Here is a 21429-nt window from a genome sequence, read left to right on the forward strand (position 1 = left end):
ACTGTTACCGCTCCGCCCTTATTGCTGCTTCCGCGATCGCTTCATCAGCATCGCCGTACCAAACACGCCCCCACCGATCAGCAACGCCGCGAGCAAGCCTCCGCCGGCCACCCACACCGGCACCATATCCCGGTTCGGGGCGGGCTTCGGAATGTTCAGCGGGGCTGAAAGTTGCTGCGGCGGCTTCAACGGTCCTTCGGGTACGTCCCACGTCAGTGCCGCGACCGGGTCGACGATTCCGTGGCCGATCTGGTTGTCCACGCCGCGCGCCGGTGCGCGGGCGGTGCGAGTCAACCGGTTGATGACCTGGTATGCCGACAGCTGCGGGAATTTCGCCCGGACGAGCGCGGCGATGCCGGACACGATCGCGGCCGAGAAGCTGGTGCCGGACGGAACCAGCAGCGTGTTGTCCGGTCCGTCGATCGCGTTGATGACGCCGTCGTCGCGCGGGGACAGCCCGACCACGTCGGTACCCGGCGCGGCGATGCCCACCCACGGACCGGCCACGCTCGTCGAGCCCTGACCCTGACCGCCGGTCTGCGGTCGGCCGTCTTCGTCGACCGCCCCCACCGTCAGGACGTAGTCGCTGAACCAGGACGGCGTCACGACGGTGGTGACGGCGTTCCAGTTCCGAGGATCGTTGGGCTGCAACGGATCATGCGGCGGGTTCTGCTTGCAGTCCTTCTTGTTGGTGTCGCCCGCCGCGGCCACGATGACGACGTTCTTGTCGACCGCCGCGTAGCGCACCGCCGCACCGAGCGCGCGCTGATCGACGATGTTGCGCGCGCTCATGCAGGTGACATCCGAGATGTTGATGACCTGGGCGCCCATGTTGGCGGCGTGCACGATCGCCCGGGCCATCGTCTGAACACCGTCGATCTTCGCCCGCGTCTGCGGGTCCTCGTCGCCGGTGTAGGCGTCCTTGAGGCCGAAGGCCTGGCTGGACTGGCGGATCGCGATGATGTCGACATCGGGCGCGACACCACTGAACGCATCGGGGCCGGCCGACGGCGCCGGTGGCGGAGGGGGCGGCGGAGGCGGCGGGTCCAACGGGCGCGGGTAGTCAACCCCGACCACGTGGCTTCCACCCGAGAAGCTCGGGATCGTCACCGTGCCACCGCCGTGACTGGCCGCCGGGGCCTGGCCACCGGCCTGCCCCGCGGGGGCCTGCCCGGCCGGCGGCCCCGGGGCTGGTCCCGCGGGTTGCTGCGGTGATGGCGGCGGGGCCGCCGGGGGCAGCCCGAACGGTCCCGGAGCCGGCGGCTCCTCGGTGGGCGGAACCATCGTCACGGTCTGCGGCAACGGCGACAACGTCACCGTCTGTGGCGGCGGCGCTTTCGGTGGCGGTTCGGTGGTGGGGATGGTGACCGGCCGCCGTGGCGCAGCCGGTGGCACCCCCGCGCCGTTCGCCGGAGCGGCGCCGATCATCGACGCCACGATCGTGCCGTGCGCATCGCAGTCCGACAGTCCGTCACCGCCCATGACGTAGTCCCCGCCGGGGATCAGGTGCGGAAACCTCGGGTGCGGGCTCACCCCGGTGTCGATGACGGCCACCTTCACGCCGGCACCGCGCCCGAACTGCCACGCCTCCTGCAGGTTCAGCATGTCCATGTACTTCGGCTGCAACCGGAAGTCCGTGCCGGGCAGGACCCCGACCTCAGTGCAGTACGAATTCTGCTTCATCGGCGCCGGCGGCCCGGGCGGGCCGTCGGGCGGCACCGCTCCGGGATCGATCGTCGGCGGTGAGATCGCAGAGGCGGGCGGCAAGCCGGCCAATGCTCCTGAGGCGAGCAAGATTGCGGCGAGGGCCGCAGCGGATGCGCGCCCTCGCCACAACTTGCTACTACCGGTAGCGGATTGCTGCATAGACATTCATCAACCACAATGCCAGCGGGAAAATCGGCATCAGGCAGAGGTATTCGATCCATTCCACGAACTTGCGGAACAGCGGGCTGTAGATGGTGTTGGGCACCACGGCCGCGGACGTAAGGCCGGCCGCCGGCAGCAGAACCAGGATCGCCGCGCTGATCGACACGGCCAGGGGCGACTGCAACACGAGCGCATAGCGCACCACGACCGCACCGACGATGAGGACGGCGGTCACGGCCAGGGTGATCGCCTGCCAACGGTCGACGTACGAGCGCCCGCGCAGCATCAGGAACCCGGCGCTGAATCCGGCCAGCAGGAGCGGTAGCCAGCGTTGACCGGTGTGCGGGTCCGACAACGCCGTCAACGAGACGACCATCAACACGCCGAGACCGATCAACAGGCCGGTCAAGAAGGAGCGGGCGCGTTCGGCCTGCACCAAGACGTCGCGGACGGACGCCGGACCCTCGAGGACCGGGGGCCCACCGTCGGAGCGGACCACCGTGGTGGGCAGGTCGGGCCGGGCCTCGAACACCCACCGGCTGGTCGCCGAGGGGAACACCGGCAGACGGATGCCCGCCAACCGTCGCGAGAGGGCGGGCGCGGTGTGGTAGACCAGCACGCTCAGCAGCACCACGCTGCTCAGCAACGTCACGGCGCCGGTCATCGCGACCATCCGCGCCAGCGCCGCGATCGCGGTGACCACGCTGACGGTGATGAGGGCGGTGTAAAGCCCCAGCCGCCGACCGGTGAAACGCAGCGCGAGCATGGCAGCGATGGTCAGAACGCCGAAGCCGAGCACCGCATGGGGGGACCCCACCCCGCCGGGCGGGGCCGCGGCGGCCGAGACGGTGAGTGGCGCCAGGCCGCTCAGCAGCATGATGTCGGCGATGCGGCGGTCCTGGTCGGTGCGCGCCCGCATCAGGAGCATCAACGAGACGCCGAGCACCACCGCGGCGATCACCGCGGAGTACGCCGTCGGCAGCCAGGAGTTGTGGTGCCACCGGTACCAGAGCAGCAAGCCCGAGGCGGCGGTCACCCCGGCCGCCACCATCGACGCGCCGACCTGCACCGCGGCGGCCGGGTCGATGGCGGCGAACCGCTTACTCAGATTTGCCGCGACAGCGGTGGAGATGTGCTCGATCACCTGCGAGCGGTGCTCGGTGTCCTGGATGAACCGGATCCACAGCCGGTCGCCGTCGTAGACGTCCTGTTCGGTCAGGGACTGGGTGGCCCGCAAGGGACTGCCGTCAACCAGGCAGAGCGCCCACCTGCCACGGCCCGTAGCCTCCAGCGGCGTCTCGCCGAGCTCCCTGAGCCGGCTGTTCACCACCTTCAGCAGCGGCTCGGTCATCACCGAGACGGGGGCGTTGGCGTCCAGCAGGACGCCGATCTGTACGCCCGCCCCGGCCATAACGCCGACCACGACCGCCCGAGGCTGCGAAATACCCTCAACGTCAGGCTGTAGCGCTTCAACTACCGCAGTCATCGCCCTGAACCCCTTACCGTCGTGAATGTGTAACCCCGTGCCGCCGACCGGGCGGGAGTCTGCGCCGGCCGACTCTCCGGGGCGCTGCGGCCCCCGGGAAAGCGCAGCTCGACTATTCCGAATTCCATCTACCCCGCCTTGCGATTAAAACTTCGGTTTGACAGTGGTTTGAGATTTGCTGAATCTCTGAGGGAAGTATGCCGTGTTGGCATCTCAACCGCATGTTGAGTGCAAAGTCATTGGTGAACTTTATGTTTCGTCAGACCCGGCTGTGGGTTTTCCACTCGCCGTACGGCAACGTGTCCAGCACCGTCTTGACGCCCACCTGCACCAGCTGGGGGGTTGCGGGGCAGATGGCCAGCCAGGCCTCCCCCGAACCGGCCGTCCTCGCCTGCTGGTAGAGCGCGATGCGGCCACCGGAACCGTCTTTGAGCGACAGCACCGACGCGCTCGGGCCCTTCGCGTCATCCCGATATTGACGCGCATACACCGCGACCTCGGCCGCCGGGTCCGACAGGGCCTGTCCCAGCGCGGCCACCGTGGCGGCGCTGATGCCCATTCGCCGCAGGTCGCCGCCGGAAAATACGTTGAAGCCCGACTCCTGCCACGACTTGGTCGCTTCCAGCATCTCTTCCAGCGGCACGTTGACCGCATTGATGGCCGCGGGCTCCGCGTGGTGGATCGACTCCAGCGCATCCAAGACCAGGGAGGCGATCGAGGCGCTGTCGGCGATGGCGACGTCGTCGACGGTGATGTCGCCGCCCACCCGAACCGCCGAGACCCAGTGCTGGCCGCGGCGGGCCAGCACCACCCGGAACTCGTTGTCGGGGATGTCGCGCGACCCGGGCGGCTGGTTCTCGTCGTCGACGACGCCGTAGAGCAGCTTGCCCCGCGACAGCAGGGCGATGACCTCGAGGTCCGGCGCGGCCAGCACCCGCATCCGAGCGGCCACATGCTCGTTCACCTGATCGTTTTCGACGATGCCCTGCTCACGCATCACCGCCATGCCGGGATGCTCGTTGAGCCAGTCGCTCGAGTCGGTAGAAACGAATGGCCGGCACCGCAATTCCGGTGCGACGTGCCGGATGTCCAGGAGGGCCTGGAGCATCCAGAAACCGTCGACGTTAACGGTGATGTCGGTGCGGGCGGTCTGTTGGTCCATCAATACCTCAAGGGTTCAAAGTGCACGGTAACCGCAGGACGCGGCAGCACACCGATGTCTGGTGTGCTGCCGCGCCTGAAGTTGGGGTTAGGCCCAGCTGGACCCAACGGCGCTGTCGGTGCTGGCCATGTTGTTGCCGGCGCTTTGCACCTTCTGCCCGTGGGCGTTGGCCTGCTCGTAGATCACCTGGAAGTTGCGACCCAACTGGGTGATGAACTCCTGGCAGGCCACCGAACCCGCGCCGCCCCAGAAGTCACCCGCAGCAAGCACATCGCGAACGATGGCCTGGTGCTCAGCCTCCAAAGACGCGGCCTGGGCGCGGATCAAGGCACCGTGGGCGTCGACATCGCCGAACTGGTAATTGATTGTCATAACGGTGTTCTCCTAATGTCTGGAATGGTACGCAGCCGCGGTTTTTAGCGCTAGCTGCTGAGGATTTGCTGCGAGGCCTGCTCTTGCTGCTCGTAGTTGTTGGCGTCGCGGATCAGCCCGTCGCGCACTCCGTGAAGCATGTTGACGATGTTGCGGAAGGCCTGGTTGACCTGACCCATGGTGTCGTACGAGGTCGCCTGCGCCTGGCCACTCCAACCCGAGCCGGCGATGTTCATCGAGGACGCCCACATCTTGCGCGCCTCGTCCTCGACGGTCTGGGCGTGCACCTCGAAGCGGCCCGCCATCGCCCGCATCTCGTGCGGGTCGGTCATGAAACGTGTTGCCATCTGGCTTTCTCCTTAATAAGTGTTTACTCAGATACCTGCTGTGGTGACGACGATGGCCGGACCGGTTACGCGCTGGCGAACCGCCGAGCCGAATACAAAAGGATGATCCCCCCTTCCCGTCAGCCGGCGGCCACCGGTCGCTGTAACACGGTGAGACGGACGTCAAACCCGAACTCCGGCGTTTGAGTTGTCCGGCCGTCAGCCCCCGAGATCATCGGTAGCTGGGCGGTCAGGTGGGAGCGCACGCCGAAGACGTCCCGTCCCAAACCCCGAACCGCCAACCCAATCAGCCCGCAGCAGCTGCGTTGATCGCCTCGGTCGCAGCGTACGAGCCAGAGCTGGTCGACAGCGTGTTCACGAACGCCTCGTGAATGGCGGCGGCCTGCGCGCTGACCGCCTGATACATCTGCGCGTGGGCTGCGAACTGCGCCGCCGTCAGCGCCGACACCTCGTCGGCAGCCGCGGGCACCACCCCGGTGGTGGGGGCGGCGGCAGCCGCGTTCTGGGCGCTCAGCGTCGAGCCAATGGCCTGCAAGTTTCCGGCCGCCGCAGCCAGAGCCTCGGGCTGTGTGGTCACGAACGACATACTTGGTTCCCTCCTAGTTCAATCCCCGACTTTGCAGAGACTAGATGACGACGGCCACTGAAGCTGTTCCTGAAGCCGCCAGTTTGCAACTGTTCACGTGACGGTACGACGAATTCACTTTTAGTAACGTCAGAGTAACAGCGTGCCGCCCTGATCGCCTCCCCTTACAGCAAACTGTGACCAACCCGGTCGCCAAAGTGGCTGGTACGCGTTTCTCCGGGTGCCGCCGCAGGGCAGGACCGGAAAAAATCTCGCCGCCGATAATTTGCCGGCGTCCGGCTAGCAACCGGTGTGTGCGCCGCCCGCGGGCGCACGACCCCCCTCCCCAAGCCCCGTCGGTCGCCCGCGACCGAAGCCGTGCGTATCCCATCCCGTTAAGCCTCTGACCGTGCCACCGAACGACCGACGGTGGTTATCCGGCGAAGGGTGGGCGGGCCATGACGGTGGGGCGGAATCCGTAGCGGGGGCCGGCGCCGGCGTGGGTGCCGTTGCCGACTCCGGCCAGGGGCATGCCGCCCAGGAGGTTGCCCGGTCCCCCGGCTGCCTCGGGTGCGGCGCTGATCGCGCTGACTGGGACCGCGGTGTGGCCCATCGCCGGCAGTGCCGGGGCGCCGGTCCAGGCCACCGGCACCGACAACTTGCCACCGATGGAGGCCGCACCACCGATGGCCGCCGCCGGGTGCACCGCCCCGGCGCCACCACCGAGCAGGCCACCGAGCCCACCCAGGCCGGGCAGCGCCTTGGCCGCCGCCGGAGCCGCACCACCGATCGCGCCGACCGACTTGGCGATCTGGGTGAAGGTGTTGGCCATACCGGTACTGAAGTACGGCAAACCCTCGGTGTTATAGAACAAGCCGGCGAACGGGCTATACCCGTTGACGAGAGTGCCCAGGTTGGTGGGGATGGTGGTCTGGCCGGTCAACAAGAACCACAACTCCTGCAGCGGGTTCGTCGTCTGTTGAGCGGCCGCGGCGGCTTGCGGGGCCGCGGTGGTAGCGGTCGTGGTCGCCGCCTTTTGCGCCGCATTGGCCGCGTTGCCGGCGGTGGTGTTGGCCGCCGCGTTGGCCACCGTGCTGGACTGGGTGGCCGTGCCCGCGTCGTTGGTCACCTTCGGCGCGGCCTGGAACTGCGTGATGCCCTTGGTCGCCGCCGTGGACTGCACCGAGTAGTTGGCCATCGCACCGGCATCCTGGGCCCAAAACTCGCCGTACTGGGCCTCCAACTGCGCGATCGCCCCGCTGTTTTGCCCAATCACGTTGGTGGCCTGCAACTGCTGCACCAACGCCCGATTGGCCGCGATCACCGGCGGTGGCACCACCGCGGCGAACGCCGCCTCATAGGCCGCCGCCGCCGCGCTGGCCTGCACAGCCGCCTGCTCGGCCGAAGCCGCCGTGGTCGCCAACCACTCCGCATACGGCGTGGCCGCGGCCGCCATCGCCGCCGAAGCCGTGCCCGCCCACTCCTCACTGGCAAGCTGAGTCACCACATTCTGATAGCTCAACGCAGCCGACTGCAGCTCCGCGGCAACCGCATTCCACGCCGACGCCGCCGTCATCAACGACCCCGACCCCGGACCGGCATAAATCCGCGCCGAATTAACCTCCGGCGGAAGCGCCCCAAAATCAAACACGAATTACTCCTTAACCTTGGCCGCTTGGCTCGAGTATTGAATGACGATAAATGGGTGACGGCGGGCCGCCCGGCGCCCGGCGCCGGTTACGTCGACGGCCACCGGGTGCGCGCACGACGCGGGGCGTTCCGGCGGCGCGGCGCGGCAAGATTTGGGCAGTCAACGGGCGGGCGGCGGCTTGTCGGCTATGAGCTGGAGCAAGACTTCCGTCGATACCGCCCGCTGCGGTCACGTGGTCCAGCCCGAGCCGCAGTGCCGTCCCCGGCGCGGGATTTGGCCGTGGCGGGCGCCGAATAAAATCCCGCCGCGGATAAGTGAAATGATCAGCCTCCATTTCGCCCCCTATCCGGCCGATGGTGGGCGGGTTAGGACGCTGTAGCGGAAGCCGTATTTGTGGGAGTAGCCCGCGGCGGCGCCGGCGCGGCGGCCGATGACCCCGGTGGGCATGCCGCGCAGCAGCGCGTTGCCCGGGGGGTTGGCGGCGCCGGCGGTCTGCACCGGCAGCGCCTCGGCCTCGGCGTTGGCCGGGCCGACCGCCGAGGTCAGCGTGGCCCACTGCTGGGGCACCGACAGCGACCCGACATGAACGGCTTGACCGGCCCCGGCCGACACCGCACCACCACCGATGTTGCCCAGGTTGCCCAACCCCAACTGAGCAAACTGCGGCGTGGGATACCAGGCACCACCGGCGCCGGCGGTACTACCACCAGGACCCGACACCAACTGCTGCGCCAACTGCGACCAAAACGCCACGATCCCGTTGGAGAAATAGGCCAGACCGGTGTTCTGCTTGAGCATCACGGTGTAAAACGTCGGGCTCAGCCCCAGGTAATTGTTGGTCGGGGTGGGCAGCCCACTTTGGCTAAAGTTCTGGATCGCACTGGTCAACCAGGTAAACGGCCCGGTCTGCGACGGCGCCGCGCTCACCTGCGGTGCCGCGGTGCTGAGCACCTGCGTGCCCGCCAACTGCGAAGCGACCGTCTGGGCGGTGTTGCCCGCGGGCTGCTGAGCGGCCTGGGTCACCGCCAACGCCTGCTCGGCCACCCCATCAGGAGCCGTGGTATTGGGCGGGGCCTCAAAAGGCGCCAACTGCGAGGCCGCGGCCGAGGCCGCCGCATAGCCATACATCGCCGCCGCATCCTGAGCCCACATCTCCAAATACTCGGCCTCGGTCGCCATGATCGCCGGCGTGTTCTGCCCAAAGAAATTCGTCGCCACCAACGTCGCCAACAACACCCGATTAGCCGCAATCACCGGCGGAGGCACCGTCATCGCAAACGCCGCCTCAAACGCCGCCGCCGCCGCCCGACCCTGACTGGCCGTCTCCTCCGCCAACCCCGCCACCGCAGAAAGCCAACCCACAAACGGCACCACCGCGGCCACCATCGACGACGACGCCGGACCCACCCACGGACCCGACGTCAACTCCGCAACCACCGACCCATACCCACTAGCCGCCGCAGCCACCTCAGCAGCAACCTCATCCCACGCCGCCGACGCCGCCATCAACGAACCCGAACCCGGACCCGCATACATCCGACCGGAATTAATCTCCGGCGGTAACGCCCCGAAGTCAAACACCTGTTCTCCTCAGTTGTCCGGGATCGCTGGCGATCCCGGCAGTCGCATCGGATCAGTGGTGGCCGTGGTCACGGCTTCGTAAGCATTCGCCACCCGTAAGTCGCTGACCGCCAGGAATCACCGACTCGGACCTCTCGGTCCGCCACCCCAGTCGGCGGGCTGGCCGGCGCATCCTGTCAATCCCTTGCCTGACGCCCAAATGTGGCGTGCCACCACGCTTCTCGGACATCCGGTCAGGAACAACGCGCACCTTTAGCCTCGATTGAACCCCTGCTGTCAGCAACCGAGCGACAGTTCGCGGTATTACCGAACTGTCGCTCGTGAATGAGATTAGTTCGTTATCGGAGGCGCGCCGACACGCGACGCCAACTGTTCATTCCAGGCCAGCCATTGTTCATTCCCCGTCGACCACAGTTCATTTGTGGCAACTGTTTGTTCATCCGGGGTTTGCTTTCAGATCGTTGTAAATGCCGCCCCCAACGGCACGTCGCACCGGTCAGTCCTCTTCGAGGATCAGCGCCATTTCGGGGCAGGAAGCGACGCCGTCACGGGTCAGCTGCTCGTCCTCGGGCCGCACCTCATGCTCCTCGAGGATCGAATAGCCCGATTCGTCTATCGGGAACAAGTCTGGATCGACGGCGTAGCACTGGGCGTGGCCCACGCATCTGGCTTGTTCGAGACGAACCCTCATGAGGTTCCCTCCCTACCGGGCTTTGCAGCATAAACAACATCGCGTCAACGAATCGAGCGGCATTCATCGCTGGCTAGAGTGTAGAAGACGGTCGCTTCATGAAGCCGTGGACCGGAAACCACCGGCTTTGGCAAGCGATCGGATTCGTGTCCCATTGCGGCACATGCGATATTGGTGTGCCAGCTGGAAACGGTGCCGACGAAGCCCCCGCCGCAGCGGTGAGCAGATCGAGATAGACAAGCGGAGAGCCCATGAGCACTCCTGGCCAAGGCCAGCAAGGCACGTTCCACCTACCGCGCCTCGACTTCGAGAAGTTGCCGATGGGCGAGGACCGGGGCGTCGGGTGGAAGGCGTTGCGCGACGCCGGGCCGGTGGTGTTCATGAACGGTCACTACTACATCACCCGGCGTGAGGACGTGCTGGCCGCCCTGCGCAATCCCAAGGTGTTCTCGTCGACGATCCTGCAGCCTCCCGGTCACCCACTGCCCGTGCTGCCCCTGGCATTCGATCCTCCGCAGCACACCCGGTACCGGAAGGTGCTGCAGCCCTTCTTCAGCCCGCTGGGTCTGAGCAAATCGCGCCCGGTGCTGGAGCGCCACGCCGCCGAAATGATCGCGGCGCTTGCGGGCCAGGGCAAGTGCGAAGTGATGGCGGACTTTGCGCACCTGTACCCGTTCCAGGTGTTCATGGACCTTTACGGCCTGCCGATCCAGGATCGCGACCTCTTGATCGATTGGAAGGACTCGGTCGTCAGCGACAAGCCCTTCGTCACCCAGGCCGACATCGAGAAGAGCCAGCAGCTGTTGGCGTACCTGGCCGATGCGATCCAGCAACGTCGCCAAAACCCCGGCTCCGACATGCTGTCGCAAGTCATGGCCAGTGACGGTGACTTCACCGATCTGGAACTGCTGGGCATGAGTCACCTGCTGATTCTGGCGGGCCTGGATACGGTGACCGCGGCGATCGGGTTCTGCCTGTTCGAGCTGGCGCGCCGGCCGCAGCTGCGTGATCTGCTTCGCGACAACCCAAGGCAAATCAGGGTTTTCATCGAAGAGATCGTCCGGCTGGAGCCCTCGGCGCCGGTGGCGCCGAGGATCACCACCCAATTCGTCGAGATCGGCGGCATGACGTTGCCGCCCGGCACATCGGTGCGGTTGTGCATGGCCGCTGTCAACCGCGACGAGAGCGATGCCACGTCCGTCAACGAGCTCGTCATGGACGGAAAGGTCCACCGGCACTGGGGGTTTGGCGGCGGACCGCACCGCTGCCTGGGCTCTCATCTGGCCCGGATCGAACTGACGGTCATCGTCGGAGAATGGCTGCGGCAGATACCCGACTTCGAGGTGCCGGCGGACTATGTCCCCGCGATCAACTACCCCTCAAAGAGCTTCGCGCTCAAAGAATTACCGCTGCGCTGGGGCTGATTCGGCCAACCCCAACGCAGCGGTATATCCCTCTTACTTGCGCAACTCCGTCGCCGCCACCTGGACGAACACACCGGTGTCCTCGGCCATCAGCAGGCCTCGACCGCGGGGCAGCGGCCCGCCCTTCATCTTGCCGCGGATGAAGCCCTCGTCCGGGTCGGCGTCCATGACCAGCAACGGCGCATTCGCCTGGGCCAGCGCTCGCAACATCGGGTCGCTGCCCGCCGAGGACCAGCCACCGAAGGTGCGCGTGACGAGCACGTGCAACCCGACGTCGGCGGCCCTGGTCACCCACGGGGCGGCCTTGTGCAGCGGCGAGTCGAAACCGGCCGGCAGCTGCTGGATGTCGTCGACGATCAGGAAGATCTCCGGACCGCTCCACCACGACCGCGACAACAGCTCCTCGGCGGACAGGCCCGGCGGCGGCTCGCGCCCGGCCAGGACCGCCGCCAACTCGCCCATCATCGCCTGGACACCGTCGAGGTTGTACGCGAACTTCTCGACATAGTCCGGACCCAGCGTGGTCAGCAGCTGACGCCGCGGGTCCACCAACCAGACCTGCGCGGACGGCTGGCCGGGCGGTGGCGTGGGCGCGCTGCTGGCTCCCGGCGCGTAGAGCCGGCCAATCTCGGACATGATGGTGGCCAGGGTGGTGGTACGCCCACATTCGCGTCGACCCGTCACCATCAGGTGCGCATTCTCGCCGAAGTTGAGGTACACCGGCGACAGGTCCAATTCGGAGATGGCCCAAGCGATTCCGCCCGCACCGACGCCCTGCCGGGTGTCCCGTGCGGCCAGCTCCCGCAGTTGTTCCACGTCGAACCGCGCCGGGAGGCGGCGCACCGGCGGGGCCTGACCGCTCGTCAGGCGGCTCACCGCGTCGATGACGCTGTCGGACTCGAACACGTAGTCCGGCGTGGCGCCGAGCGCGGGGCGGGCCACCAGCGTGTGCAGGCCGGCCTGCGGGTCGGAATCGAGGCGGACGTAGTTGACCGCGACCATGCCGCGGCCCGGCTTGACCGGAACCTCCTTGGCGAACCGAGACCGCACCAGTTTGGCGTCCTCCACGGCGGCCAGCCGCAGCTCGACCCGGGAGCCGAACCCGCTGCGCACCGGCGGCCGCAGCTCCGATTCGCGGTCGGCCGTGACCACCACGTGGACCCCGAACGACGGGCCCTGGTTGATGATCAGGTTCACCTGCTCGATCAGCACCTCGTTCTCTTCGGCCAGCGCCCGGTAGTTGTCCACCACCAGGTAGACGTCGCCGAACCCGTCGTTGGGGACCGGGCCGGGTTCGCCGCCGAACTTGCGCCGACGGAAGACCTCCATGGAGGCGATCCCGTACTCGAGGAAGGTGCGCTTGCGGTCGCGGACCAGCGCCAGCAGCTCGGCCACCGTTCGGCGCACGCCGTACGGATCGGTCGGGCCGGCCACCTCACCCACGTGCGGCAGCCGGGCGACCGTGGTCAACGCCGTGCTGCTGTAGGCCAGGCAGTAGAACTGGACCTGCTCGGGCGTGTGGGTCAGCGCCGCCGAGCAGATGAGCGTCTGCAGTGCGGTCGTCTTGCCCGAGCCGCCGGCACCCAGGATCAGGACGTTGGCGCCCGGCCCCGACGTGTCGACCGTCCACGGCGGCTGGTCGTGCTTGAAGGGCCGGTCGATGATCCCGATCGGGAACACCAGGTCGCGGGCCGTGCCGTAGTCCTCCTGCCACGGGTGGCCGAGGAATCGGTTGACCAATTCGTCGATCGGGACGGGTTGGTTGAGCGGCGGCTGCCACAACCGGTACGGCTCGAAGTCGATCTTGCGCAGCTGATCGATGATGACCGTGCCGACCTTCGGAACCCTGATGCCCTCGACGTCGTCGTCGCCCGCCTCGTCGGCATCGAGGGATTCGCCGTTCGTGATGGCGGCCGGGGTGAGTTCCGGGCCGCCCACGCTGACCTCGAGCGGGGTGAACGAGTTGGTGAACAGCTGCGGGCGAACGTAGTCGATGCTGTGCACCAGCGCCGGCGCTTCGTCGCCGTCATCGGTGAGGCCGCGGGGGAAGTAATCCCGCCACAGGAACTCGGCCTGGAACCGGACGATGTCCTCCAGGCTGCGGCGGAAGTAGCCCAGGCCCGCCTGCGCCGGCAGGTTGACCGCGTTCGGCACACCGGCCGCCTGTGCCGCACCGGCGGTGCGCGCTTTCAGCACCAGCCGGTAACCCATGTTTTCCATGAGCTTTTCGGCGCGGCTCTCGATGGTCTGCGACGCCATCATCAGGTGGATCCAGTAGGCGCGGCCCTGCCGGCCGATCGAGTCGAGCACGTCGACCGCGGTCGGCATGATGCGGAACCATTCGTAGAACTCGTCGATGACCACGACGAGCATCGGCAGCGGAGCCATGTCCTGGCCGCGTGCCTGCATCCGGAGCCGGACCGAGTTGTACTCCTTGGCGTCGTCGACGCCGGCGCTGTCGCAAATCGCCTTGCGGCGGGCGATCTCGCCCCAGAGGGCGTCCAGGAAGCGCTCCATCAGCGCCTGGTCCTCTTCCAGGTCGGTGATGATGCGCGACACGTGCGGCACCCCGGCGAACGGCTTGACCGCCGACCCACCCTTGAGGTCGGCCAGCACGAACTGCAGCTCCTGCGGCGGGTGGCTGAGCATCAGCGACTCGATCACGGTCCGCACCAGGGTCGACTTACCCGAACCCGTCGTTCCGGACATGACGCCGTGCGGACCGTCACCGCCCTCGTCGAGCGACTTCATGTCCAAGAACAGCAGTTCGCCGTTGTCGGAGCGGTTGCCGAACGGTGCCCGCAATCGCGATCGGCCCATCGTGTCGGTGCGCGCGCCCCACAGCGCCTCGAAGTCGATGTGGCCGGGGTCGTCGATTCCGTAGTAGGCCATGATGTCCCGGGCGCCGATGTGGGCCACCCGCTGGCCGATCTCCTCGTAGGCCTCGGCGAGGCGCCAGCGAGCCAGCGCCTGTGCGAACTCCTCCGCCTCGGCGACGCTGATGTGGTCGGTCAGCGCGAAGAACCACGGCTTCTCGTCGATCACCATCCAGGTGTCGCGGTCGCGGGGCAGGGCCTCGATGATGCCCTTGTCGTCGAACCGCAAGGTGCGCTCGGGAACCGACGTCCACATCGAGGAGCCGGTCAGGTCGAAGAACGTCACCCCGTCGATGCCTTCGGCGCTGATCACGAACTCCCACTGGGGGTCGACGACGTCCGCGACGATCACCGTGTGCGGCGTCGGCGTCTGCGCCGACGAGCTGGCGTGCCGGGGCGTGAAAGAGCCACGCCCGGCGAACAATTCGGCCTGCTCGGCGGCGAACTCGCGCACCGAGCTGTACACCATCCGCGCGTTGCCGGCGGCGTCCTGGCGCCGCGGGTCGCCGAAGTGCGGAAGCCACTTGACCCAGTCCCACTCGTCCAGGTCGGAGGTGACGACGACCATCTGGACGTGGTCGGGGCCGTGTGAGAACGCCAGCTGGCAGATGATCGCCCGCATCAGTCCCAGTGCCTGCTCGCGTTCCCCGTTGAGCGCGTACCAGGGCTCGACGAGCAGGGAGATCATCTTGGGCAGGTTGTAGACGACGCTTTGGTAGCGGCCGAATTCCTGCAGCGCCTTACCGGTCACCGGCTCGAGCTCGATGTCGGTCGGCATGTTCTGGGGCTCACCCCAGGTCACCTCGGGGCGGGTCATGCCGACGCCGACTCGGACCACGCCGAAGTTGAGGTCCTTGCCGTCGGGCTTGCGCTCCCACATGCGTGAGCTGCCGACCGCTGCGGCCAGCGTCGTGGGCGCCGGGTGGTACCACCGGTAGTTGGCGTCCATGCTGTCGGCCGACTCGTGGGCGGTCTCGCGCAGCATGTCCAGCATCAGCATGAACTGGGCGCGCATCGCGTCCAGCTTGGGCCGGCTCATCTGCTGCTGGCCGCCGAACCGGCCGCCGAACATCATCATCGCGACGCCACCGATCATGAAGATCGGGAAGATCGCACCCGCGCCGCCGAAGACGCGTGAGCCACTGCCGAAGACCATCGCGACCATGCCGATCAGCAGGCCGATCACCAGGACGCCGACGATGATCAGCCACACGGGCTTGCCCTCGGGCGGCGGAATGCTCAGGGGCGTCGGAAGGACGATGTTCTCCGGCTTGATGACCGGAGGCTTCTCCGGTGTCGGCCGTGCAAACCCGCGTTTCACTTAGGTACCGCCAATTCTCCTGGGGACATATCCATCGGTAGGGTGTCGTGCTCCACGAGCGCGTCCGCGCGCGACAAGGTCGGGCCTTGCGGGAGCAGCCGCAGCGCCACCCATGGCGCCAGGCTCGGCTTGGTCTTGAGGCCCAACGCCTCACGCACGTCGCGCGTGTCGTCGACCCCGAACCGGGCGCCGGCGTCCGTCACCCACCACAGCGATTCCGTCGTCTTGGCACCCGGGTCGTTGCCGGTGACGGCCACGAAGTTTCCGTAGTCGGGCCCGAAGAAGACCTGGTCGGCCACCCGGCCCGTCGTGTCGGCCTTGACCAGCGAGACCACCTTGTTCTCATCCTTGGCCGCCACCGGAATGGTCGGGCCGGACACGACCTGGATGCGGGCGCGGTTTTCACCGGAGGTCTTCTGCCACCACCAGCAGGTCGACGGGTTCTCGCGGATGTCCGAGACGTTGAGCGGGGCGTCCGGGTAGGAGGACAGGTCCAGCTTGTTGACGACGGGCATCTTCGCCAGCGCGGACGGCTCCACGGTCACCGGTTTGGTGTTGCCCGGCCCGGCGTTCTGCAGGATCTGGGCCACCAACGGCGGCAGGGTCTGCACGCCGTCGGCCAGCACCAGGGAATATTGTTGCGGCCCACTGATCTGCGGCGTGACGATCACCGTGCCGATCGGGCCGGGCGCGTTGGGGAACGACGCGCCGGCGCCGGCGTTCGGGATCTGCGGCACGGTCAGTTCCGGGCCCACCGGCAACGCGTCGAACAGGGCGCGGCTCATGGGTTTGGCCTGGCCCACCTGCTCGGGCGTCAGGCCCAGCGGCAACAGCACCGATCGGTTGGTCGCGTCGATCCGGGACCGGCGTCCCTCCCGAATCACCCAGGCGTCGCCGCCGTAGTTCAGCACCACCGCGTCCGACCCGTTCAGGACGCGCCGGTGGTTGCTCAGGTCGGGGTTCCCGTCGATGACGGTCACCGTCACCCCGGACGGCGCGCCGACCCCGGTCGAGGTGGCGACGGTGTCACACACCAGCCACGACGACGTGGTCGGGCTGGTGGTGTGGAAGTTCGACGGCGCGCCCGGGATGCCGACCATCGGGCCGCGCGGCAGGCTGGCGATCTGGTTGGACTTGACCAGGTGCGGGTTGTCCGGGCGGCCGGTGATCAGGCGCGCGGAAGCCAGGTTCAGCGCCGGGTACAACCGGTCACCCACGCGGACATACAGGGCGCCGGAGTCGCGGTCGGCGATGATCGGCGAATCCCCGACCTGGCCCGCCGGGCTGAGGAAGGAGTACAGCAGCGCGCCCAGGCAGATGACCAGCGCCGCCGAGACCGAGGCCACCACGGCGAGTGTCTGACGCCGTCCCGGCTCGACCTCCATGCGGACGCGCCAGCGGGTGAGCGCCATTGCGGTGCGGCGAGCGAGGAACTGGTAGCCGGTCACCTGGGTGCGCGTCGACAACCCGAGGCCGTACCCCGACCCGCGTTGCCCGCGACTCTCTTCCGCCACTTAATTCACCATCCGGTCTGCTAGAACGCCTGGATATTGTCCCTGAAAATTTCCGCTGCGCGAATTACATCGACAACCGTAAGGCACCGGTACCGGCCTCGCCACGCGGCGACGACGGCGTTCGCTGCTGCATCTGTTCATTTGCGGGGTGGTCCGGTCGTGGGCAGCTCGCCGGGGCATCGGCGCGCGCGACGTGCCAGGCGCCGTTGAGCTGGCACTTTTTGATTCCCCGCCGATTCCCGCCCGGACCGTTCATTTCTCTCAGGGCATCGTAATGGCGAACGGGTCACTCGTCCTGTCGAACGTGCGCCCTCAGCGAACGGCGCGACGCAGCGCCGGCCGGCGAACCGGGCGGTGTTGCCCGGGTCGAAGTCGCGCCTCTCCCCGATTGGTCGGCGGGTGATTTCTGGCACCAAGATGAGCGGTATGAGTGAGCTCGCGCCGTCGCTGGTTGAACTTGCCAGGAGGTATGGCATCGCGACCGAGTATCAGGACTGGACCGGGCGGCGGGTGCTCGTTTCCGAGACCACGCTGGTGGCCGTTTTGGCCGCGCTCGGCGTGGCGGCCGGCACCGAGCAGGAGCGCAATGTGGCGCTGACCGCCAAGCTGAGGTCGCACTGGGCGCGGCGGCTGCCTTCGACCATCGTCGGCCGGACCGGTGAGCAGGTCCGGTTCTGGGTGCATGTGACCCACGGCGATCCCGCCGAGGTCTGGTTGCAGCTCGAAGACGGCACCGTGCGCGGCGGGATCCAGCAGGTGGACAACTTCACCCCGCCGTTCGACCTCGACGGGCGCTGGGTGGGCGAGGCCAGCTTCGTGCTGCCGTCCGACCTGCCGCTGGGCTACCACCGGGTACACCTGCGGTCCGGCGACGGTGAGACCAGCACCGCGCTGATCATGACGCCGGATTGGCTCGGGCTGCCGGAACGGCTCGGCGCCCGGCGGGGCTGGGGCCTGGCCGCCCAGCTCTACAGCGTGCGGTCCAGCCAGTCGTGGGGGGTCGGCGACCTGACGGACCTGACCGACCTGGCGGTGTGGTCGGCGTCGCGGCACGGCGCCGACTACTTACTGGTCAATCCGCTGCACGCGGCCGCGCCGACGGCGCCCATGGAGCCCTCGCCCTACCTACCGACCTCGCGGCGCTTCGTCAACCCGATTTACCTCGATGTCGAGGCGATCCCCGAATTCGCCGAGCTGCCCAAGCGCAGTCGGGTGCGGCGGCTGCGCTCCGATGTGCAACAGCGGGCCGCTCGGCTGGACGCGATCGATCGCGACAGCGCGTGGGCGGCCAAGCGCGCCGCGCTCGAGCTGCTGCATCAGGTGCCGCGGTCGGCGGGCCGCGAACTGTCCTACGCAGCCTTTCGCGCCCGCGAGGGAACCCCGCTCGACGACTTCGCCACCTGGTGCGCCCTGGCCGAGAGATACGGGTCGGATTGGCATTCCTGGCCGAAGAAGCTTCAGCATCCCGAGGCGGCCGGTGTCGCCGCCTTCGTCGAAAAGCATTCCGAGACGGTCGATTTCCATCGGTGGCTGCAGTGGCAACTCGACGAGCAACTCGCCTTGGCGCAGTCGCGGGCGGTCCGGGCCGGAATGGCGCTGGGCGTGATGCACGACCTGGCGGTCGGGGTGCATCCCAACGGCGCCGACGCGTGGGCGCTGCAGGATGTGCTGGCGCTGGGTGTCACCGCCGGCGCGCCGCCGGACGAGTTCAATCAGCTCGGCCAGGACTGGTCCCAGCCGCCGTGGCGGCCGGATCGGCTGGATGCGGAGGAATACCGGCCTTTTCGGGCGTTGATCCGCGCGGTACTGCGGCATGCCGGCGGCGTGCGCATTGACCACATCATCGGGCTGTTCCGGCTCTGGTGGATTCCGGTGGGCGCACCGCCCACCCAGGGCACCTACGTGCGCTACGACCACGAAGCGATGATCGGCATCGTCGCGCTGGAAGCGCACCGGGCCGGGGCGCTGGTCGTCGGCGAGGACCTCGGCACGGTCGAACCCTGGGTGCGCGATTACCTGCTGCTGCGCGGGCTGCTCGGCACGTCGATCCTGTGGTTCGAGCTCGATCGCGACGACCCGAGTGCAGGCGGAGCTCCACTCCGTGCCGAGCGCTGGCGGGAGTATTGCCTGTCGTCGGTGACCACCCACGATCTGCCGCCCACCGCCGGCTACCTGGCGGGCGACCACGTGCGGCTGCGCGAATCGCTTGGACTGCTGACGCGCCCCGCCGAGGACGAGCTTGCCGCCGACCGGGCCGAGCTCGCGGCGTGGCTGGCCGAGTTGCGGCGGGTCGGGCTGCTCGACGACGCCGACGACGCCGCCGCCGCCGACGACGACGACGACGAAAGCATCATCCTTGCGCTGTACCGGTATCTGGGGCGGACCCCCTCGCGCCTGGTGGGCGTGGCGCTGACCGACGCGGTGGGTGATCGGCGGACCCAGAACCAGCCGGGCACCACCGACGAGTACCCCAACTGGCGGGTGCCGCTGACCGGTCCCGACGGCCGGCCGATGCTGCTGGAGGACGTGTTCACCGACGTCCGGACGGCCACCCTGGCCGAGGCCGTGCGCACTGCAATCGCGCCCACGGCCGTCGAGAGCGCGCCTGTTAGCTTCTGAGGCCATGAAGGTCTCAGTCATGGCCCCGGTTGCCGCCGGCGTCACCGCGGATCCGGAATGGATGGCGGCGTTCGCGGGACACCTGGAGCGGTGCGGGTTCGAGTCGATCGTGGTCGTCGAGCACACCGTGCTTCTCACCCGCTACGACAGCGTCTACCCGTACGACAGCTCCGGCCGCGTCGGGCTGGCCGCCGACTGTGCCATCCCCGACCCGCTCGATCTGCTGGCCTTTCTGGCCGGCCACACCAGCACCCTCGGGCTGGCCACCGGCGTGCTGGTGCTGCCCAACCACCATCCGGTGGTACTCGCGAAGCGGGCCGCCACCGTCGATGCGTTGTCGGGCGGGCGGTTGCGGCTGTGCGTCGGCGTGGGGTGGCTCAAGGAGGAGCTTGAAGCGTGCGGCGCCGACTTCGACGCTCGCGGCAGACGCGCCGACGAGCAGGTGGCCGTCCTGCGGGCCTTGTGGGCCGACCAGCCGCGGGGGGTGTCGCACCACGGCGAGTTCTTCGACTTCGACAACGTCATGTGTTATCCGAAACCCATTGCGCGCGAACGGCTTCCGATCCATATCGGCGGGCACAGCCGCGCGGCGGCCCGCCGCGCCGGCCGCGTGGGAGACGGTTTCCAACCGCTCGGTGTCGCCGGTTCCGAGCTCGCGTCGTTGATCGCCCTGATGCGCGCCGAGGCGTCGTCGGCCGGGCGGGATCCGGCGGCCCTGGAAGTGTCACTAGGCCACGCGGTGAACAAGATCGACGCCGATCGGGCGGGCCGCCTCGCCGATCAGGGCGCCGACCGCCTGGTGCTGGCCATGCCGCCGACCGCCGACATCGAACGGGCCAAGGACATGCTCTCGGCCTGCGCGCAACGCCTCGCGCTGATCGCGTGACGCGATGACCCTGTCAGCCGACGACCGATCCGCCCTCAGTGACCTGGTGCACCGGTACGCGGCCCTGGTGGACGAGCGCCAATTCGACTCGGTCGCAGCGCTTTTCACCGACAGCGCCGCGCTGGAGGTACCCGAACCGCCGAGAGCGCTGCAACCGATCCATGCGCATCGCGGCCGGGACGCCATCGCCGCGGCGGTCGCGTCCGTCGCGGCGGTCGTCCGCACCGAGCACGCCATCGTCGGCGAGGTCTATGACGAGGCCACCCGGCCGGGTGCCGCCCGCGGGCGCGTTGCCTGCATCGCGCACCACTGGGACCGGCGCGGCGACGAACTCGTCGACGTCGTGTGGCATCTGCGCTACGACGACGAATACGAGCGTGCCGACCGCTGGCGCATCAGCAGCAGGGCGCTGACCATCAATGCGATCGAAACCCGGGCCGCGCGGCGGTTGCGGCCGCACGACCCGGCCTAGCGGCGGGCTGTTCCGCGCGGTCGTTAACTGGGGCAGACCTGCTTGACCCAGCCGTCGACGGTCTTGTTGTTTTTGGTGTAATCCGGGTCCGACGGTGGTGGCGGCCGGCTTAGCGCTCGAGGACCCGATGGCGCTGCCCTACCACGAGCAGATCAGCCAGCACTTCTGCAGCGCGGCCTCAAACTCGTCAAGTGGACCAAGGGCAGCGGGCGTCAGAGCTGTAGGCGCCTCGTTTGTCCCGACGGCATTCGGGGTAGCACCACCTAAGCGGCCCAAAGGAATTGACCAGAGGAGACGCCCCATGAGGCACAGCCCCGATCATGCTCGGACCAGTCGCCGGGAGGCGGCTGCGGATGTCGAACGCACGCCCGGGCTCGTCATCGTCGGGGCGGCGGCCCTGGCATTCGTGGTGTGCGTGTCCACCTTCGCCCTCGGCGAGGCCGGTGCCGGCGTGGCCGCGGCGATCGTCGCCCTGCTGGCGTTGGGTGCCGGACTGGCCTGGCTTGCCATGGACGGCAGGCGGATTCGGCAGGCGGAACGGGAATGGCCGATCGGCCACGCGGCGCGGTAGCACCTCGCCGTCGCACCACGCG

At 68.1% G+C, this 21429-nt stretch carries 16 protein-coding genes; 5 read left to right on the forward strand and 11 right to left on the reverse strand.

Translation table 11 applies throughout. The features are described 5' to 3' along the window. Positions 1 to 18: 18 nt before the first annotated feature. The 9 genes from BRW65_RS10525 to BRW65_RS10565 all read right to left on the reverse strand — a co-directional run bounded on the left by BRW65_RS10525 (position 19) and on the right by BRW65_RS10565 (position 9724). Entirely contained in the window at positions 19 to 1866 is a 1848-nt protein-coding gene (locus tag BRW65_RS10525; RefSeq protein ID WP_073874267.1) for a type VII secretion-associated serine protease mycosin, read from the reverse strand. Continuing rightward, a complete protein-coding gene (eccD, locus tag BRW65_RS10530; protein WP_073874269.1) occupies positions 1844 to 3355 on the reverse strand; it encodes a type VII secretion integral membrane protein EccD in 1512 nt (503 codons plus the stop codon). Before eccD ends, BRW65_RS10525 begins: the two co-directional genes overlap by 23 nt. Positions 3356 to 3614: 259 nt before the next feature. Further along, complete coding sequence (locus tag BRW65_RS10535) at positions 3615 to 4517, reverse strand: ESX secretion-associated protein EspG (protein WP_055405688.1); 903 nt, start codon at positions 4515 to 4517, stop codon at positions 3615 to 3617. Between the two features lie 87 nt (positions 4518 to 4604). After that, positions 4605 to 4889, reverse strand: coding sequence for a WXG100 family type VII secretion target (locus BRW65_RS10540; protein ID WP_046184805.1), 285 nt, complete (start codon positions 4887 to 4889; stop codon positions 4605 to 4607). A 50-nt stretch (positions 4890 to 4939) separates the two neighbouring features. Next, positions 4940 to 5236, reverse strand: coding sequence for a WXG100 family type VII secretion target (locus BRW65_RS10545; protein WP_007168951.1), 297 nt, complete (start codon positions 5234 to 5236; stop codon positions 4940 to 4942). A 286-nt stretch (positions 5237 to 5522) separates the two neighbouring features. Continuing rightward, positions 5523 to 5822, reverse strand: a complete 300-nt coding sequence (locus tag BRW65_RS10550; protein ID WP_047324320.1) for a PE family protein — start codon at positions 5820 to 5822, stop codon at positions 5523 to 5525. A gap of 412 nt (positions 5823 to 6234) precedes the next feature. Beyond that, positions 6235 to 7452 carry a PPE family protein gene (locus tag BRW65_RS10555; RefSeq protein WP_073874271.1) on the reverse strand — a complete coding sequence of 406 codons (1218 nt, stop codon included), beginning with the start codon at positions 7450 to 7452 and terminating at the stop codon, positions 6235 to 6237. 342 nt (positions 7453 to 7794) lie between these two features. Beyond that, entirely contained in the window at positions 7795 to 9033 is a 1239-nt protein-coding gene (locus BRW65_RS10560; RefSeq protein WP_073874273.1) for a PPE family protein, read from the reverse strand. Positions 9034 to 9529: 496 nt separating this feature from the next. After that, complete coding sequence (locus tag BRW65_RS10565; RefSeq protein WP_067748007.1) at positions 9530 to 9724, reverse strand: ferredoxin; 195 nt, start codon at positions 9722 to 9724, stop codon at positions 9530 to 9532. 251 nt (positions 9725 to 9975) lie between these two features. Between BRW65_RS10565 and BRW65_RS10570 the strand changes: the two genes are divergently transcribed. Next, positions 9976 to 11148, forward strand: a complete 1173-nt coding sequence (locus BRW65_RS10570) for a cytochrome P450 (RefSeq protein WP_073874275.1) — start codon at positions 9976 to 9978, stop codon at positions 11146 to 11148. A gap of 33 nt (positions 11149 to 11181) precedes the next feature. Here the strand turns inward: BRW65_RS10570 and eccCa are convergent, their stop codons facing one another. Together eccCa and eccB are read right to left on the reverse strand one after the other, a co-directional pair. Continuing rightward, a complete protein-coding gene (gene eccCa / locus BRW65_RS10575) occupies positions 11182 to 15345 on the reverse strand; it encodes a type VII secretion protein EccCa (protein WP_073874277.1) in 4164 nt (1387 codons plus the stop codon). Continuing rightward, on the reverse strand, positions 15342 to 16859 hold the full coding sequence (gene eccB / locus BRW65_RS10580) for a type VII secretion protein EccB (protein ID WP_073874279.1): 1518 nt from the start codon (positions 16857 to 16859) through the stop codon (positions 15342 to 15344). The genes eccCa and eccB overlap by 4 nt, the downstream gene beginning before the upstream one ends. Positions 16860 to 17285: 426 nt before the next feature. On the opposite strand from eccB, the gene malQ reads away from it, so the two are divergent. The 4 genes from malQ (at position 17286) to BRW65_RS10600 (ending at position 21407) form a co-directional block, all read left to right on the forward strand. Beyond that, positions 17286 to 19478: a 4-alpha-glucanotransferase gene (malQ, locus tag BRW65_RS10585; protein ID WP_073874281.1), complete on the forward strand. Its 2193-nt coding sequence runs from the start codon at positions 17286 to 17288 to the stop codon at positions 19476 to 19478. Positions 19479 to 19482: 4 nt separating this feature from the next. Continuing rightward, positions 19483 to 20364 carry an LLM class F420-dependent oxidoreductase gene (locus tag BRW65_RS10590; RefSeq protein WP_073874283.1) on the forward strand — a complete coding sequence of 294 codons (882 nt, stop codon included), beginning with the start codon at positions 19483 to 19485 and terminating at the stop codon, positions 20362 to 20364. Between the two features lie 4 nt (positions 20365 to 20368). After that, positions 20369 to 20836: a nuclear transport factor 2 family protein gene (locus BRW65_RS10595; RefSeq protein WP_073874285.1), complete on the forward strand. Its 468-nt coding sequence runs from the start codon at positions 20369 to 20371 to the stop codon at positions 20834 to 20836. Positions 20837 to 21137: 301 nt separating this feature from the next. Next, complete coding sequence (locus BRW65_RS10600; protein ID WP_073874287.1) at positions 21138 to 21407, forward strand: hypothetical protein; 270 nt, start codon at positions 21138 to 21140, stop codon at positions 21405 to 21407. Positions 21408 to 21429 lie beyond the last annotated feature (22 nt).

Source organism: Mycobacterium paraffinicum (genome assembly GCF_001907675.1).
GTDB classification, from domain to species: Bacteria; Actinomycetota; Actinomycetes; order Mycobacteriales; family Mycobacteriaceae; genus Mycobacterium; species Mycobacterium paraffinicum_A.